Annotated in this window: 7 protein-coding genes and 1 CRISPR repeat array (1 of these 8 cut by a window edge); of the genes, 3 read left to right on the top strand and 4 right to left on the bottom strand. The window is 74.8% G+C overall.

What is annotated here, in order from left to right:
- Positions 1-2 precede the first annotated feature (2 nt).
- Positions 3-983 (top strand): aldo/keto reductase, encoded by a 981-nt coding sequence (locus tag O7633_RS30585; protein ID WP_282324872.1) that lies wholly within the window; start codon positions 3-5, stop codon positions 981-983.
- Positions 984-1,060: 77 nt separating this feature from the next.
- Here O7633_RS30585 and O7633_RS30580 read toward each other — a convergent pair whose 3' ends face one another.
- Genes O7633_RS30580 through O7633_RS30570 form a run of 3 tightly spaced genes read right to left on the bottom strand, consistent with a single transcriptional unit; the run spans position 1,061 to position 2,970 of the window.
- Positions 1,061-2,281 carry a helix-turn-helix transcriptional regulator gene (locus tag O7633_RS30580; protein ID WP_282324871.1) on the bottom strand — a complete coding sequence of 407 codons (1,221 nt, stop codon included), beginning with the start codon at positions 2,279-2,281 and terminating at the stop codon, positions 1,061-1,063.
- Entirely contained in the window at positions 2,268-2,573 is a 306-nt protein-coding gene (locus O7633_RS30575; RefSeq protein ID WP_282324870.1) for a hypothetical protein, read from the bottom strand. The genes O7633_RS30580 and O7633_RS30575 overlap by 14 nt, the downstream gene beginning before the upstream one ends.
- Positions 2,566-2,970, bottom strand: a complete 405-nt coding sequence (locus O7633_RS30570; RefSeq protein ID WP_282324869.1) for a DivIVA domain-containing protein — start codon at positions 2,968-2,970, stop codon at positions 2,566-2,568. Before O7633_RS30570 ends, O7633_RS30575 begins: the two co-directional genes overlap by 8 nt.
- Positions 2,971-3,113: 143 nt before the next feature.
- Here O7633_RS30570 and O7633_RS30565 point away from each other — a divergent pair, with 143 nt between their 5' ends.
- Entirely contained in the window at positions 3,114-3,338 is a 225-nt protein-coding gene (locus O7633_RS30565) for a winged helix-turn-helix domain-containing protein (RefSeq protein ID WP_178064083.1), read from the top strand.
- A 194-nt stretch (positions 3,339-3,532) separates the two neighbouring features.
- Positions 3,533-5,938: direct repeats of the CRISPR family, unit length 28 nt; unit sequence GGATCACCCCCGCGTGCGCGGGGAACAG.
- 519 nt (positions 5,939-6,457) lie between these two features.
- Positions 6,458-6,790, top strand: coding sequence for a hypothetical protein (locus O7633_RS30560; RefSeq protein ID WP_282324868.1), 333 nt, complete (start codon positions 6,458-6,460; stop codon positions 6,788-6,790).
- 184 nt (positions 6,791-6,974) lie between these two features.
- On the opposite strand, the gene O7633_RS30555 is transcribed toward O7633_RS30560, so the two are convergent.
- Positions 6,975-16,816 carry the end of a type I polyketide synthase gene (locus tag O7633_RS30555; RefSeq protein WP_282324867.1) on the bottom strand. Its footprint extends 20,188 nt past the window's final position, so the window shows 9,842 of its 30,030 coding nt (coding positions 20,189-30,030); the start codon falls outside the window, past its right edge — the gene reads right to left on this strand; its stop codon occupies positions 6,975-6,977.

Raw genomic sequence — 16,816 nt, 5'->3', positions numbered from 1 at the left:
GAATGGAGTACGTCAAGCTGGGCGCGACCGGCCTGGACGTGTCGCCGCTCTGCCTCGGCGGCATGAGCTTCGGCGACCCGGCCCGGGGCGGCGACCCGTGGACCCTCGACGAGGACGGCAGCCGCGACATCGTCCGGCGCGCCCTGGACCACGGCATCAACTTCTTCGACACGGCGAACGCCTACTCCGACGGCAGCGGCGAGGAGATCCTGGGCCGGCTGCTGCGGCAGTTCGCCCGCCGGGACGAGGTGGTCGTGGCGACCAAGGTCTTCCTGCCCATGCGGTCGGGGCCCAACGGCTCCGGCCTGTCCCGCAAGGCCATCCTCGCCGAGGTCGACAACAGCCTGCGGCGGTTGGGCCTGGACCACGTCGACCTCTACCAGATCCACCGCTGGGACCACCGCACGCCCATCGAGGAGACGCTGGAGGCCCTGCACGACGTGGTCAAGGCCGGGAAGGTCCGCTACCTCGGCGCGTCGTCGATGTTCGCGTGGCAGTTCGGCAAGGCGCTGCACACCGCGCGGCTGCACGGCTGGACACCCTTCGTCAGCATGCAGAACTACTACAACCTCATGTACCGGGAGGAGGAGCGGGAGATGCTGCCGCTCTGCGCGGACCAGGGCATCGGGGTGCTGCCGTGGAGCCCGCTGGCGCGGGGCAAGCTCGCGCGGGAGTGGACGGTGGAGACCACCCGCGCCCGGCACGACGACTTCGGCCGCAGCCTCTACGCCGCCACCGAGAGCGCCGACCGCCGGGTGGTGGAGCGGGTCGGTGAGATCGCCGCCGAACTGTGCGTGACCCGGGCGCAGGTGGCCCTGGCGTGGCTGCGGCGGCAGCCGGCCGTGACCGCCCCCGTCATCGGGGTCACCTCCGTCAAGCACCTCGACGAGACGGTGGCCTCCCTGGACGTGACGCTCTCCGACGACGACCTGCGCAGGCTGGCGGAGCCGTACGTCCCGCACGCGGTCGTCGGGCACGAGTGACCCGCCGGGCCGGCTCGCGGCGCACTCCCCACGCTTCGAGATCCGCCCGACGCTCCGGGCACGGGCTGCCCGGCCCGTCACCCGATGCCGAGGGCCGTGGCGAGCCGGGCCACGTCCGCCGGGACCGGTTCGTGGCGCGTCAGGTCGGTGAGCAGCGTACGGGCCACCGGCCGTAACCGGACCTCGGCCGGCGCGGTCCGGTCCGCGTCGACCAGGGCGCGCCCGGCGGCGAGCGGGTCGCCGGCCCGCAGGTGCCCGCGGCCGGCGTCGAGCAGGTACGCCGCCCGGTGCTCGGCGGGCAGCCGCCGCCAGTGGCCCGCGCCGACGACCCGTTCGTGCAGGAGCACCGCCTCGCCGCCGTTGCCCAGCTCGACGGCGGCGACGACCCGGGCCATCCGCACCGCCGTGGGGCCGAACCCGGTCCAGTGCCGGTCGTGCTCCTCGCCGCTCTCACCGCTCTCGCCTGTCTCGTCGGCGATCCGGGCCGCCTGGTCGACCAGTTCCGCTGCGCCGCGTTCGTCGCCGGCTCCGGCGGCGGCCAGGGCCGCCTGGACCAGCAGCGTTCCGTGCAGCGCCAGGTCCGGGGGCGGGCCGGCGCGCCACGCCTCGGGGGCGATGCGGTGCGCGGCGGCGACCGTGACGGCCAGGGCCGGGCGGGAGCGGCCGAGGGCGCGCAGCGCCTGCCCCAGCGGCACGGCTGCCGCCGCGACCAGCAGCGGGTCGCCGACGGCCACGGACACGGCCCGGTCGGCGGCCAGCCAGCCGAGGTCGCCCACGCCGAGCTTCACCAGCACCGCCGACGTGATCCGGTACGCCTGCACCAGCGGTTCCGCAGCCCCGTCGCCCTGGGCGGCGTGGGCGTGTCGGGTGTCGCCGAGCAGCTCCGGCAGGATCCGCAGCAGTTGGGGATAGTCGGCGTGCTGGTAGGTCAGCCAGGCGTGCCGTACCCGCTGGTCCAGCTCGCCGACCGGCGGTGCCGCCTGCCGCGCCCGCGGCCCGGTCAGGGCGGTGTCGTAGCGGTCGAGGGCGGCGCGCAGCCCGTCGACGCCCTGCGCGGCGGCGCGGGCGGCCGGCGACGGGAGGGCGTCGCGGCCGAGCAGCGTCACCGGGTCGACGCGCAGCGCGGCGGCGAGTTCCTGGATCACGGTGTACCGGTCGAGGGCGCGGACCCCCCGCTCGACCTTGTCGACCCAGCTCTTCGACTTGCCGAGCCGGTCGGCGAGCATCTGCTGGGTCATCCGCCGCCGGGTCCGCAGCCGGGCGACCCGGCGGCCGATCGGCAGCTCACGGTTGGTCACGACGACACCCCCGGTCGGGTACGGCCCGGGTGCCCTCCTCGGCCGCCCACATCTCCAACGGTCGGGCGCACCAGCCGACGATCCGGTCGGTGATGTCGGCGCTGCTCATGCCGGTGATCTCCGCGTGGGCGTCCGGAAGGTACGAGGTCAGGTAGCGGACGAGGGTCCGCACGTTGCACCGGCACAGCTCCTTGAGCTGGCGCTTACGGGTCAGGCACGGCCACGGGTCGCCGCAGACCAGGCAGTTCCAGTCCGGCCGCGACGGGCCGTGCAGCGCCGGATAGTCAGTCATCGCCCGGCCCCTCCCCCGGCCGGCGGTGGCAGCCCTGCCGGCGGGGCGAGTAGGGCGGCCACAGGGGCGGGCGTCGGTACTCGTTGCGGGGCCGCCGCGCCGAGGGGTCGGGCCGCCAGCGCTGCGCGCGGAGTTCCGCCGCGGCTGTCTGGTGGCGGCGGGCCTCGTCCTGGGCGGCGACGAGTTCCCGGTAGAGGGCGTCGAGGTCGGCCTCCAACCGACGCAGGAACCCGCAGACCGCCTCGGGGTCGAAGCCGCGCCGACCGAACCGGGTCAGCGGGAACTCCTGCCACCGCACGTCGGCAGGAGTCAGCAGGTTCCGCTTGGGCTGGTACTCGCGGGTACCGCCGATATCGCTGGAGGGCTTGTCCCCAACCGCGTCAGTGCTCGGCTCCATGTGACTCCGTCTCTGGCTGTTGACACCGCGCCTTGCCGGCCGCATCTCGCAACCAACATACGTCACAGCTTGACTTAAGTCAGACCTTGACATATTGCTGATCTTGTGGTGGGTGAGGACCTTGCCGACCTAGACTTCCCCTCGTGCCATACGAGCAGGCTGAGTACCGCCGCATCGCTGACGGCATCGCCGGGCAGATCAAGTCCGGAGAGCTGAAGGCACACGACAAGCTGCCCTCCACCGCCGAACTCGCAGACAAGAACCACGTCTCGCTCGCGACGATCAATCGGGCCTTCGGCCTGCTGCACGATCGCGGCCTGGTGTACGGCAAGCAGGGCAAGGGCGTCTTCGTGGCTGAGACGAAGTAGTCACAACAGCAGCCGGACGGGCCAAGGCTCAAATGAAGGACCGCCCCCTTCGGGAGCAAACCCCGCAGTTCATCGCCGCCATCGCCGGCCCATGAAGAGTCACTCTCCCCGCGTGCGCCGGAAACAGCCGGAACGGATGGAGTTCAGCACCGCCCAGCCAGGAAACGCCAGTGATGACAAGGTGTTGCTGTTCGGGATCACCCCCGCGTGCGCGGGGAACAGTTGCCGCAGTTGCCCTTGCCGGTCGCGTACTTCGGATCACCCCCGCCGCTCGGGGAACAGACACGCCACACCACCCACACGGGAACGCCCTCGGGATCACCCCCGCGTGCGCGGGGAACAGCACCCACAGCTCCTTCGTGGGCAGCTTGAACTTCGGATCACCCCCGCGTGCGCGGGGAACAGACGCCGGTCGGACCCTTCGGCGACTTCGCGGCCGGATCACCCCCGCTTGCGCGGGGAACAGAGGCCGGTGAACTGCGCCTTGTAGCTGGCCTTCGGATCACCCCCGCGTGCGCGGGGAACAGGAGCAGACAAGGGGACGGCACTGTTGCGCGTCCGGATCACCCCCGCGTGCGCGGGGAACAGTCCTACTACGCGCTCCACGAGGTCGATCACTCCGGATCACCCCCGCGTGCGCGGGGAACAGTCGAGGGCGTCGATGACGTCCTCCCGGGACGCGGGATCACCCCCGCGTGCGCGGGGAACAGAGCCTGACCGTGGCCGTCGTGGACAAGAGCAAGGGATCACCCCGCGTGCGCGGGGAACAGAAGAAGTCGGCGGCGGATCGGATGGCTGCCGCGGGATCACCCCCGCGTGCGCGGGGAACAGTCCACGGCCCCGACGAACGCGCCGTCGGTCCTGGGATCACCCCCGCGTGCGCGGGGAACAGCGGGCGGTACGCCGCACCACCGGCACGGCCCAGGGATCACCCCCGCGTGCGCGGGGAACAGGTACGGTTCACCGCCCACCGCGTCCCCGCCCGGGGATCACCCCCGCGTGCGCGGGGAACAGCAGTCGGGGAAGTCCGCGCAGGCGGGCGACGCGGGATCACCCCCGCGTGCGCGGGGAACAGATGACGCGCACACCACCGACGCCGTCCGACACCGGATCACCCCCGCGTGCGCGGGGAACAGAGCAGGAGGTCGCGGATCGGCTTGGTTCGCCGGGGATCACCCCCGCGTGCGCGGGGAACAGCTCCGGCTGCGACGGCGGTTGCCGTCCGTCCCGGGATCACCCCCGCGTGCGCGGGGAACAGCTGCCGGGCGAGTTCTGGGGGTCCCGGCCGCTGGGATCACCCCCGCGTGCGCGGGGAACAGCCCGCCGGCCGGAGCCGTGCGGGGCGCTTCGCGGGATCACCCCCGCGTGCGCGGGGAACAGTCCCCGGACACCATCATGTCCGTGGCCATCTTGGGATCACCCCCGCGTGCGCGGGGAACAGGCCATCGACCTGGGCGACAGCCTCGCCGCCGCGGGATCACCCCCGCGTGCGCGGGGAACAGACAGCTCGGAGTCGTAGGCCGCGCCGACGATCGGGATCACCCCCGCGTGCGCGGGGAACAGACCGGCCAATCGCGGGCGGCACTCATCCGCGAGGGATCACCCCCGCGTGCGCGGGGAACAGCGCCGCGGCCGCGCCCCGCCTGACGTTGCCGCCGGATCACCCCCGCGTGCGCGGGGAACAGCCGCCGTCGAACGGCGTCGGGATGATGATCTTCGGATCACCCCCGCGTGCGCGGGGAACAGTCGAACCACACCTCGTTCCCCGTGGACAGCGAGGGATCACCCCCGCGTGCGCGGGGAACAGCGCGTGTACGTCGGCGACTCGGCCAGCCTCGCGGGATCACCCCCGCGTGCGCGGGGAACAGTTCTCGCCCTTGACGCTCGCCTTGATGGAGCCGGGATCACCCCCGCGTGCGCGGGGAACAGGGCGTCTCGATCGCGGCCAGGGTGAACCGGGTCGGATCACCCCCGCGTGCGCGGGGAACAGACCATGATGGCCCGCCGCTCCCTGTGGACGGCGGGATCACCCCCGCGTGCGCGGGGAACAGTCCGGGCGCTCAGCGGCCATCCTGCGGCGCGCGGGATCACCCCCGCGTGCGCGGGGAACAGTCGGGTAGCTCGGGCTCGGCGACCAGCTCGTCGGGATCACCCCCGCGTGCGCGGGGAACAGAGGTAGGAAGCCCCACATCTCCCGGTGTGGGGCGGATCACCCCCGCGTGCGCGGGGAACAGGGTGGCCGCCTGATGCTGACCGTCTACGACGAGGGATCACCCCCGCGTGCGCGGGGAACAGAAGGCGTACTCGTCGACGACCGGGCCGACCGGCGGATCACCCCCGCGTGCGCGGGGAACAGTTCGGCGCGGTCGCCACGGTCAACGAGGTGGTGGGATCACCCCCGCGTGCGCGGGGAACAGACCGGCGCGGCGACGTCCACGCTGACGGCCACGGGATCACCCCCGCGTGCGCGGGGAACAGGTACTCCGCCTCCGTCAGCTCATGCACCCCGGGGGATCACCCCCGCGTGCGCGGGGAACAGGCCAGCACCCGCCGGGCGCCCTCCTGCTCCGGGGGATCACCCCCGCGTGCGCGGGGAACAGACTTCCTGACCTGGGCCGCTAAAGATCAACAACGCCGATTTCATTCACTTGCCCGCTCAAGATCCTCCTCGCCCGCACCGCCCGGTTGCCGATAAGCAAAGCACCCCTGACGCTCCACGCACAACGCACCGCGCCCCCGCTCCTGCCATCCCCACCACCCACGACCGCCACCGTTCGGCAACTCCATCCTGGAGTCGTTGCCCCCGCCGGAGACAGCCCTAACCCAGACCACCCGGCAAGGGGCGGCCTGGGGTCTGCCCGTCTTCCCCCACTCCGGCCGCCAACGGCGGCTCACCAGGCCGTCGAGCCGGTCAAAGGGCTCCACCCAGGTTGCCGTCGGGGCCGCCCAGCTCCCGGTGGATGAACCGAACATCTCGGCGTCGCTGGCCCCGTCGAGCGTCGGCGTCACGGGCGCGCCTGCCGAGCGTCGCCTCATGCGGATCAGGATGTGCTGCGCCGGCCAGCCGGGATCGTGATCAAGGATCGGCGGCTTGAGCAGGGTGTCGATATCATGCCCGGATGGGTAGATTCCTTGCACTCTTCAACGGCGCGGCTGATGAGGTCGGCAAGGCCGAACTCAGCGAACAGCAGCAGAGTGACTTCCTTGAGGCCTGGGCGTCATGGGCGCAGGCAAACGAGAAGGCTCTCGTCGACCCCGGCGCTCCGTTGAACGCGAAGAAGCTGGTCACGGTGCAGGGGGTCGAGGACTTCACCGACGCCATGATCGGCTATGCCGTCGTGGAGGCGGGCTCGCACGATGAGGCCGTTGAGATCTTCTCCGGGCATCCGCACCTGGGGCTGCACGCCGGAAACTCGATCGCGGTCCTCGAATGCCCGGCTCCGCCTGGCTGATCTCAGGCCGGAGCCTCGCTGCCGGGCGCGTGACTTCGTTCGGGGCCTGATGGGGAAGGGCCGGCACGCCATCGGACAGTTCGTGGCCGATGCGGCGGGCCGGCCCGTCCGGATCCCGGCGGCATTACCGAGGTGCCGTCGATGACCTGTGTCATCTCGGCACCATCAGGCGGTCCGAATCGGTTCAGAAGCCTCCACCCATGGTGCCGTCGGGGCCGCCCAGCTCCCGGTGGATGAAGTCGAACAGCTCGGCGTCGCTGGCCCCGTCGAGCGTCGGCGCAACAGGCACGTCGACCGACGCGGGCCGGTCGTCGCCCCAGCGGGCCAGGAACGCCTGCATCTGCACCAGCAGCTTCTGCCGGGTGAGCTGGTCGGGGGCGCTGGCGGCGAACAGCCCGTCGAGCTTCTCCAGCTCGGACAGCAGCCCCTCGGTCGCCGTCGCCCCGTCGGCCACGACGAGCGTACGCAGGTGGCGGGCCAGGGCCAGCGGCGTCGGGTAGTCGAACACGACGCTGGCCGGCAGGGTCGCCCCGGTGGCCGCCCGGAGCCGGTTGCGCAGCTCCACGGCGGTCATCGAGTCGAAGCCGACCTCCCGGAACGCCCGCCCCGGGCCGAGGTCACCGGCATCGGGCAGGCCGAGCACCGCCGCCGCCTGGGCGGCCACGAGGTCGACGAGCACGGCGTCGCGTTCGGCGTCGGTGAGCGGGCGCAGCCGGTCCCGCAGCGCGTCGGCGGCCCCGTCGTCGGCAGGTTCGGCGCTGTGCAGGCCGCGCAGCGCCTCCCGGGCCTCGGGGACCTCCCCGAACAGCGGCCGGGCCCGCACGGCGGCGATGGCCGGCACGAACCGGTCCCACCGTACGTCGGCCACCACGACCTGCGCGCCGTCGGCGACGGCCTGCCGCAGCGCGGCGGTGGCCAGGTCGGGGGCCATGCCGGGCAGGCCGCGGCGGCTGAGCTGGTCGAGGTCGGCGTCGGCGAGCCCGTCGGCCCAGGGGCCGAACGCCACCGAGGCTACCGGCAGCCCGGCCCGTCGCCGGTTCTCGGCGAGGACCTGGAGCAGGGCGTCGCCGGCCGCCTGACCGGACCGCCCGCCGGAGCCCCACACCCCGGAGGTGGAGGAGCAGAGCACCAGCGCGCCGAGGGCCGCGCCCTCCAGCTCGTCGGCGTAGCGGGGGATGTCACCGACGGTGGCGACGAGGTCGGCGGCGAGGCCGGCGAGGGTCAGCTCCGCCAGCGGCGCGGTGCCGGTGTCGGCGGGCACGTGCAGCAGCGCCGTCACCGGCCGCCCGTCGGCGGCGAGCTGCGCCATCCGGTCGGTGAGCTTCCCGCCGGCCGGCTGGTCCAGCGGCACCACGGCCGCGCCCTGCCGACCCAGCCAGGCCGTCGCGTGGCCGGCGACGGTGCCCTCCCCGCCGGTGACGAGGACGGTGCCGTGCGGCGTCCAGCCGCCGCCCGTACCGTCGGCCGGGTCGGTGGCCCGGACCAGCCGCCGCGCGTACGCGCCCGAGGCACGGACGGCGAGCTGGTCCTCCCCCTCGCTGTTGGTGAGCGCGGCGACCAGCACGGCGGCGTGGTCGGCGGTGACCGTGCCGGGCAGGTCGACGAGGCCGCCGACGTGCCGGGGGTGTTCCAGGGCGGCGGCCAGGCCGAGGCCCCAGGTGGTGGCCTGCCACGGCCGGGCGGCTGGCGCGTCGTCGGTGGCGACGGCACCGGCGGTGGCCAGCCACAGCGGCAGCGGCGCCTCGGCCGGCAGGCCGGTGTGCGCCTGCAACAGCAGCAGGTTGGCCGCGAGGCCGGCGGGCAGGGCGTCCTGCCCGGGGTGCGGGGCCTCGTCGAGGGCGAGCAGGGACAGCAGCCCGGTCGGCTGGTGCGTGGCGCAGGCCAGCGCCAGGTCGGCGGCGAGGCCGTCCCGGTCGACGGCCGCCGGGTCCACGGTGAGCAGGTGCACGGCCGCCCCACCGGCGCGCAGCGCGTCGGCGACCGCGTCGGCGGCCTCCCGGGGCGGCGCGACGACCAGCCAGGTGCCAGGGTCCCCGGGGGTGAGCCGCTGGGGCCGCCAGGTGACCCGGTAGCGCCAGCCGGCGATCGTGTCGTCCTCGTGCTGGCGGCGTCGCCACGACTCCAGCTCCGGCAGGAGATCCCGCAGGGGCTGGCTGGTGTCGATGCCGAGCCGGTCCAGGTCGCCGTCGGTGACCGCACGCCAGAACGCGGCGTCGGCCCGGTCCGCCCCGTCGGCCGGCGACGCGGTGAGGGTGGGCCAGTAGCGCTGCGGCTGGAACGCGTACGTGGGCAGCTCCGGCAGGTCGCGCGGGGCGGGCCGGGGGCCGGCGAGCGGGGCGAGCAGCGCCGCCCAGTCGAGGTCCCGGCCGGTCGCGTAGCGGGTGGCGAGCGCGGCGAGCAGCGCGGTCGGCTCCGGCACGCCGGCCCGCAGGGCGGCCACGGCGGTGGCGTCGTCGGGCAGCAGCTCCGCGTTCATCGCGGTGAGCACGGCGGCGGGCCCGATTTCGAGGTACGTGTCGACGCCCGCCCCGCGCAGCGCGGCGACCCCGTCGGCGTAGCGGACGGCCTCGCGGACGTGCCGCACCCAGTAGTCGGCGGTCCGCAGGTCGTCGCCGTCGGCGAGCGCCCCGGTCAGGTTCGACACGACCGGCACCAGCGGCGCGGCGAAGGAGAGCGTCTCCAACACGGCCCGGAACTCGGCGAGCATCGGCTCCATCAACGGGCTGTGGAACGCGTGACTCACCGTGAGCCGGCGCGTCCGCGCACCCCGGTCCCGCCACGCCCGCTCGATCTCGTCGAGGGCCCCGACGGCACCGGAGACGACCACGGAGGTGGGCCCGTTGACGGCGGCGATCCCGACGTCGGCGCGACCGGCGATCGAGGCGGACACGTCGGCCTCGGCCGCGTTGACCGCGAGCATCCCGCCGCCGGCCGGCAACGCCTGCATCAACCGACCCCGCGCGGCAACCAGTGCGCACGCGTCCGCCAGCGACAAGACCCCCGCCACGTGCGCGGCGGTGATCTCACCGACCGAGTGGCCGCCCACGAAGTCCGGCACCACCCCGAACGACTCCACCAGGCGGAACAAGGCCACCTCGACCGCGAACAACCCCGCCTGCGTGAACACCGTCTGGTCGAGCAGACCCGCCTCGGCGGAACCCTCCGCCGCGAACAGCACCGGCTTCAGCGGCTGCGGCAGTAGCGGATCCAGGTGGGCGCACACCTCGTCCAGCGCGGCGGCGAACACCGGGAACGCCGCGGACAACTCCCGACCCATGCCGGCACGCTGCGCGCCCTGACCGGAGAACAGGACGGCGGTGCCGCCCGTCGCCGTCGGGGCGGGCCCGACGAGGGCGGGGTGGGTGCTGCCGGCGGCGAGGGCCCGCAGCGCCGCGAGGCGGGTCTGCGGGTCGGCGGCGACGACCGTCGCCCGGTGGGCCAGGTGCGCCCGGCCCTCGGCCAGCGCCCAGGCCACCGCCCCGGCGTCGGCCGCGTCGACATCGGCCGTGCCGGCGTCGGCCGTACCCTCGCCCGGGGTTGCCGGGTCGGAGCCGGCCGGGGTCGCCGGGACGGCGAGCCGGCGGGCCAGCCGGTCGGCCTGCTCGCGTAGCCCGGCGGCCGTGGCGGCGGAGACCGGCCAGGGCAGCGCCGCGCCGCCCGCCGCCGACCGCTCGCCAAGGTTGGCGGACCCGGCGGGGTCGACGGGCTCGATGGACCCAGCGGGGTCGACCGGTTCCTCCGCCGGTGCCTGTTCGAGGATCACGTGGGCGTTGGTGCCGGAGATGCCGAACGACGACACGCCGGCCCGGCGGGGGCGGCCGTCGGCGGCCCACGGGCGGGCCTCGGTGAGCAGCGCCAGCGGGGACGTCGCCCAGTCCACGTGCGGCGACGGCTCGTCGGCGTGCAGGGTCGCCGGCAGCGTGCCGTGCCGCAGGGCGAGCACCATCTTGATCAGGCTGGCCGCACCGGCCGCCGCCTGGGTGTGCCCGATGTTCGACTTCACCGACCCCAGCCACAGGGGACGGTCGGCGGGCCGGTCCGGCCCGTACGCGGCCGTCAGCGCCTGCGCCTCGATCGGGTCGCCGAGGGTGGTGCCGGTGCCGTGCGCCTCGATGGCGTCGACGTCCGCCGGGGTGAGCCCGGCGTTGGCGAGGGCCTGCCGGATCACCCGCTGCTGCGCCGGCCCGTTCGGGGCGGTGAGCCCGTTGGACGCGCCGTCCTGGTTGACGGCGGAGCCGGCCACCACGGCCAGGATCCGCCGGCCGTCGCGGTGGGCGTCGGAGAGGCGTTGCAGGAGCAGGACGCCGACGCCCTCGCCCCAGCCGGTGCCGTCGGCGTCCGCGCCGAACGCCTTGACCCGCCCGTCGGCGGCGAGGCCGCGCTGCCGGGAGAACTCCAGGAACGCCCCCGGCGTCGACATGACGGTCACGCCGCCCGCGAGGGCCAGGTCGCACTCGCCGGACCGCAGCGCCTGCGCGGCCAGGTGCAGGGCGACCAGCGACGACGAGCACGCCGTGTCGACGGTGACCGCCGGCCCGTGCAGCCCGAACGAGTACGCCAGCCGGCCGGACACCACGGACGCGCCGTTGCCGGTGGCCTGGTAGCCCTCCACCTCGGAGCGGGCGCCCAGCAGCAGCGTCGCATAGTCCTGCCCGTTGGTGCCCATGAAGACGCCGGTGGCGGAGCCGCGTACCCGGTGCGGGTCGATGCCGGCCCGCTCGAACGTCTCCCAGGTGGTGTGCAGCAGCAGCCGCTGCTGCGGGTCCATGGCCAGGGCCTCGCGGGGGTTGATGCCGAAGAACGCGGCGTCGAAGTCGGCCACGTCGTCGAGGAACCCGCCGCTGCGGGCGTAGCTGGTGCCCACCCGGTCCGGGTCGGCGTCGAACAGGGCGGCGAGGTCCCAGCCCCGGTCGGTGGGCATCGGCCCGATCGCGTCGCCACCGTCGAGCAGCAGCTCCCACAGCTCCTGCGGCGACGACACCCCGCCGGGGAAGCGGCAGGCCATGGAGACGATGGCGATGGGCTCGTCGGCCGCCGGCCGGGCCGCGACCAGACCGACCGCCGGGTCGGCGTCGGCCGCGCCGGCCACCAGTTCCGTACGCAGGAAGCGCGCCAGCTCCGCCGCCGACGGATGGTCGAAGACGACGGTCGACGGCAGGGTCAGCCCGGTGGTCCGGCCCAGCCGGTCCCGCAGTTGCACGGCGGCGAGGCTGTCGAAGCCGAGTTCCCGGAACGCCCGGCCGGCGGGCACCTGGTCGGTGGAGTCGTGCCCGAGCACCGCCGCCGCCTCGGCGCGTACCAGGTCGACCAGCAGGTTCTCCTGGCCGGTGGCCGGCAGCGCGGCGAGCCGCGCCCGCAGGCCGCTGGTGGCGGCGTCGGCCTCCGGCCGCTGCGCCTCGACGGCGGGGGCCGGGGCGACCCGGTCGAACAGGCTGCTAGGCCGGGCCGCGGTGAACGCGGCGACGAACCGGGACCAGTCCACGTCGGCGACGACCGGCGCGGGCTCGGGGGCGTTGACCCAGCGGCCCAGCGCCGCGACGGCGGCCCCGGGGTCGAGAGGGGTGAACCCCCGGCGGCGCAGGCCCTCGGCGGTCTCCCCGGCGGCCATGCCGTCGGCCGCCCACGGCCCGTAGGCGAGGGCGGTGGCGGGCAGCCCTTCGGCCCGGCGGACGGCGACGAGGGCGTCGAGCAGGGCGTTGCCGGCCGCGTAGCCGGCCTGGCCGCCGCCGCCCCAGACGCCGGCGACGGACGAGAACACGACGAACGCGTCGAGGTCCCGGCCCCGGCAGGCGGCGTCGAGATGCAGGGCCCCGAGCACCTTCCCGGCGAGGGTCGCCGACAGGTCGGCGGCGGTCACCTCGTGCGCCGGGACGGCCCCGCCGGCCGCGCCTGCGGTGTGCACGACGGCGGTGAGCGCGGGCAGCCCGGCGACGAGGGCCTCGACGGCAGCGGCGTCGGTGACGTCGCAGGCGACGACCCGCACCGCCCCGCCCAGCTCCTCGACCAGCTCGGCGGCGCCGGGGGCGTCCGGGCCGCGCCGGGACGCGAGGACCACCTCGGCCGCCCCGTTGGCCAGCAGCCATCGGGCGGTGTGCCGGCCCAACGCACCCGTACCACCGGTGACCAGCACCATCCCCGACGGCCGCCACCCCGACCCGACCGGCGGCGCGGCGGGCACGAGCCGCCGGCCGAAGACGCCGTTGCGGCGTACCGCCACCTGGTCCAGGGTGCCGTCGGCGAGCACCGCGACGAGCGCGGCGCGGGTGCTGCGGTCGGCGCGGGCGGGCAGGTCGACCAGCCCGCCCCAGCGGTCGGGCTGCTCCAGGGCGACGGCGCGGCCGAGGCCCCAGGCGAGCGCCGCCCAGGTGTCGGCGGCCCGCTCACCGGCCGTGACCGGCATGGCGGCACGGCTGAGCGCCCACACCCGGCCGGGCAGGCCCGTGTCGGTCAGCGCCTGGACGAGCGCGAGCAGCGTCGCCGTGCCGGCCGGCACGCCCGGCGCGTCGGGGAGGGCCTCGTCCTGCCGGGGCAGCACGCACAGCACGCCCGCCCAGCCGTCGACTCCGGTGCGGCGCAGCCGCTCGCCCAGCTCCGCCCGGTCGGGGGACGGCGGGGCGGTCAGCGTGTCGACGGTCGCGCCGGCCTCGGTGAGCGTCTTCGCGACGCCCGCGTCGGTGCCGCCGCCGACGGTGACGACGAGCCACCGGCCGGTCAGCCCGGCCGCCGGGGCGAACCGCAGGGGCTCCCACCCGATGCGGTACGACCAGCCGTCGAGCGTGGTGTCGCGGGTGCGCGCCTGCCGCCACTGCGACAACGCGGGCAGGGCCGGGGCGAGGGCGTCGAGGGCGGTGTCGTCGCCGAGTTGGGTGGCGAGGGCGGTCAGGTCGCCGCGTTCGACGGCCGCCCAGAACTCGGCGTCCCCACTACCGTCGGTGTCCTTGCGGGGGCGCGGCAGCGCCTCCGGCCAGAACCGCTGGTGCTGGAACGCATACGTCGGCAGGTCCACCCGCCGCGCCCCCGTGCCGGCGAACCACTGCCGCCACGACACCGGAACCCCACCGACGTGCAACTCCGCCAGGGCAGCCAGCAGCCCGGTCGCCTCCGGCCGGTCCCGACGCTGCACGGCGACCGTCAGCACACCCTCGTCACCCGGCAGCACGTCGGCCGCCAAGGCCGTCAACACGCTCTGCGGTCCCACCTCCAGGAACGTGTCCACACCGGCCTTGCGCAGCACGGTCACCCCGTCGGCGAACCGGACCGCCTCGCGGACGTGCCGCACCCAGTAATCCGGCGTGCGGATCTCGTCGGCGTCGGCCAGGGCCCCGGTCAGGTTCGACACCACCGGCAGCAACGGCGCGGCGAAGGCGAACGTCTCCAGGATCGCCCGGAACTCGGCCAGCATCGGCTCCATCAACGGACTGTGGAACGCGTGACTCACCGCCAACCGGCGCGTCCGCGCACCCCGCTCCCGCCACACCCCCTCGACCTCGTCCAGGGCCTCAACGGCACCCGAGACGACCACGGCCGACGGGCCGTTGACGGCCGCGATCCCGACATCGGCCCGACCGGCAATCGACTCCGCCACCGCCTCCTCGGCCGCAGCCACCGCGAGCATCCCGCCCCCGGCCGGCAACGCCTGCATCAGGCGACCCCGGGCGGCCACGAGCTGACACGCGTCCGCGAGGGACAACACCCCCGCCACGTGCGCGGCAGTGATCTCACCGACCGAATGGCCGCCCACGAAGTCCGGCACCACCCCGAACGACTCCACCAGACGGAACAGGGCCACCTCGACCGCGAACAACCCCGCCTGCGTGAACACCGTCTGGTCGAGCAGTTCGGCCTCAGTCGTGCCCGCCTCCGCGAACAGCACCGACTTGAGCGGCTGCGGCAGCAACGGATCCAGCTCGGCGCACACCTCGTCCAACGCCGACGCGAACACCGGGAACGCCCCCGCCAGCTCCCGACCCATCCCGGCACGCTGCGCGCCCTGACCCGAGAACAGGACCGCGAGCTGACCGCGCTCGGCGGCCGTGCCGGTGACGATCGCTGCGGAGGGGTCGCCGCCGTCGAGCGCCCGTAGCGCGGCGAGCAGCCCGTCCCGGTCGGCGACCAGGGCGACGGCCCGCTGCTCCAGGGTGGGACGCGTCGTCACCGACGACCACGCCACGTCCAGCGCGGCAAGCGACCCGTCACCGGTCAACCACCGGGCCCACCGACCCGCCTGACCAGCCAACGCCGCATCCGTGCGGGCCGACAGCAGCACCGGCACCACCGGCGGCGTCACCCGCTCCACCACCACACCCTCGACAACCTCCACCGGAGGCTGCTCGATGATCACATGCGCATTCGTCCCCGAAATCCCGAACGACGACACCGCCGCCCGACGCGGCCGGTTGACGACCGGCCACGGCGTCGCCTCAGTCGCCAGCACAACCGCCCCCGCAGCCCAATCGACATGCGGGGACGGCTCGTCCACGTGCAGGGTCGACGGCACCACCCCATGCCGCATCGCCAACACCATCTTGATGATCCCGGCGACACCAGCCGCCGCCTGCGTGTGCCCGATGTTCGACTTGACCGACCCGAGCAACAGCGGGGTCTCACGGTCCTGGCCATAGGCGGCGAGCAGCGCCTGCGCCTCGATCGGATCACCCAGGGTGGTGCCGGTGCCGTGCGCCTCGACCGCGTCCACGTCGGCCGGCGACAGCCGCGCGTTGGCCAGGGCCTGCCGGATCACCCGCTGCTGCGACGGCCCGTTCGGCGCGGTCAACCCGTTCGACGCACCATCCTGGTTGACGGCCGTGCCCCGCACCACGGCGAGAACCCGGTGACCGTTGCGGCGGGCGTCCGACAGCCGCTCGACGAGCAGCATGCCCACGCCCTCCGACCAACCCGTCCCATCAGCGGCGGCAGCGAACGACTTGCACCGCCCGTCCTGCGAAAGCCCCCGCTGCCGGGAGAACTCGATGAACGTGCCGGGGGTGGCCATGACGGTGACGCCGCCGGCCAGGGCCAGGTCGCACTCCCCCGACCGCAGCGCCTGCGCCGCCAGGTGCAGGGCCACCAGGGACGACGAGCACGCCGTGTCGACGGTGACCGCCGGCCCCTCCAGGCCGAACGTGTACGCCACCCGCCCCGACAGCACACTGCCCGACGTGCCCGTACCCACGTAGCCCTCCACCTCGGCGGGCAGGTCCATGAGGCGCGTCGCCCAGTCGTGGTACATGACGCCCGCGAACACGCCGGTGCGGCTGCCCCGCAGCCGGACCGGGTCGACCCCGGCGGACTCGAACGTCTCCCACGACGCCTCCAGCAGCAACCGCTGCTGCGGATCCATCGCCAGGGCCTCGCGGGGCGAGATCCCGAAGAACCCGGGGTCGAACTCCGCCGCACCGTAGAGGAAGCCGCCGTTGCGGGTGTAGGAGGTGCCGCTGTTGTTCGGGTCCGGGTCGAACAGGGTGTCGAGGTCCCAGCCCCGGTCGACGGGGAACTCGGAGATCCCGTCGCCGCCGGTGGCCAGCAGCTCCCACAGGTCGTCGGGGCTGGCCACCCCGCCCGGGTAGCGGCAGGCCATGCCGACGATCGCGATCGGCTCGTCGGTGTCCTTCGTCGCGCTGGCGACCAGGTCGGTCGCCGACTGACGTACGCCGGCCAGCTCGGACCACAGGTGCTCGGCGAGCACGGCGGGGGTCGGGTAGTCGAACACCAGCGTCGAGCCGAGCCGCAACCCGGTTGCCGCGTTGACCCGGTTGCGCAGGTCCACCGCCGTCAACGAGTCGAAACCCAGCTCCCGGAACGCCCGGTCCGCCGGCACCGCCTCCGCGCCGCCGTGCCCCAGCACCTGCGCGACGAGGCCACGGACCAGGAGCACGAGTTGCGCCCGGCCTTCGTCCTCGGTGAGGGCGGCGAGCCGCTCGGCCCACCCCCCGCTGCCCTGCCCCGCCTGGCGGCGGCTGGTGGTGCTCGCGCCGACGAGGGTGCGCAGCATGGGCGGCACCACGCCACCGGAGGCGGCGGCCCGCA

It is taken from the genome of Micromonospora sp. WMMD712 (assembly GCF_029581295.1).
Taxonomy (GTDB): domain Bacteria; phylum Actinomycetota; class Actinomycetes; order Mycobacteriales; family Micromonosporaceae; genus Micromonospora; species Micromonospora carbonacea.
This window is presented reverse-complemented; position numbering and strand designations above follow the sequence as displayed.

What these genes read in the sequence shown, in the direction of transcription:
- O7633_RS30585 (WP_282324872.1), top strand. Translation starts at nt 3, where the DNA reads ATGGAGTACGTCAAGCTGGGCGCGACCGGCCTGGACGTGTCGCCGCTC.
- O7633_RS30575 (WP_282324870.1), bottom strand. Translation starts at nt 2,573, where the DNA reads ATGACTGACTATCCGGCGCTGCACGGCCCGTCGCGGCCGGACTGGAAC.
- O7633_RS30570 (WP_282324869.1), bottom strand. Translation starts at nt 2,970, where the DNA reads ATGGAGCCGAGCACTGACGCGGTTGGGGACAAGCCCTCCAGCGATATC.
- O7633_RS30560 (WP_282324868.1), top strand. Translation starts at nt 6,458, where the DNA reads ATGGGTAGATTCCTTGCACTCTTCAACGGCGCGGCTGATGAGGTCGGC.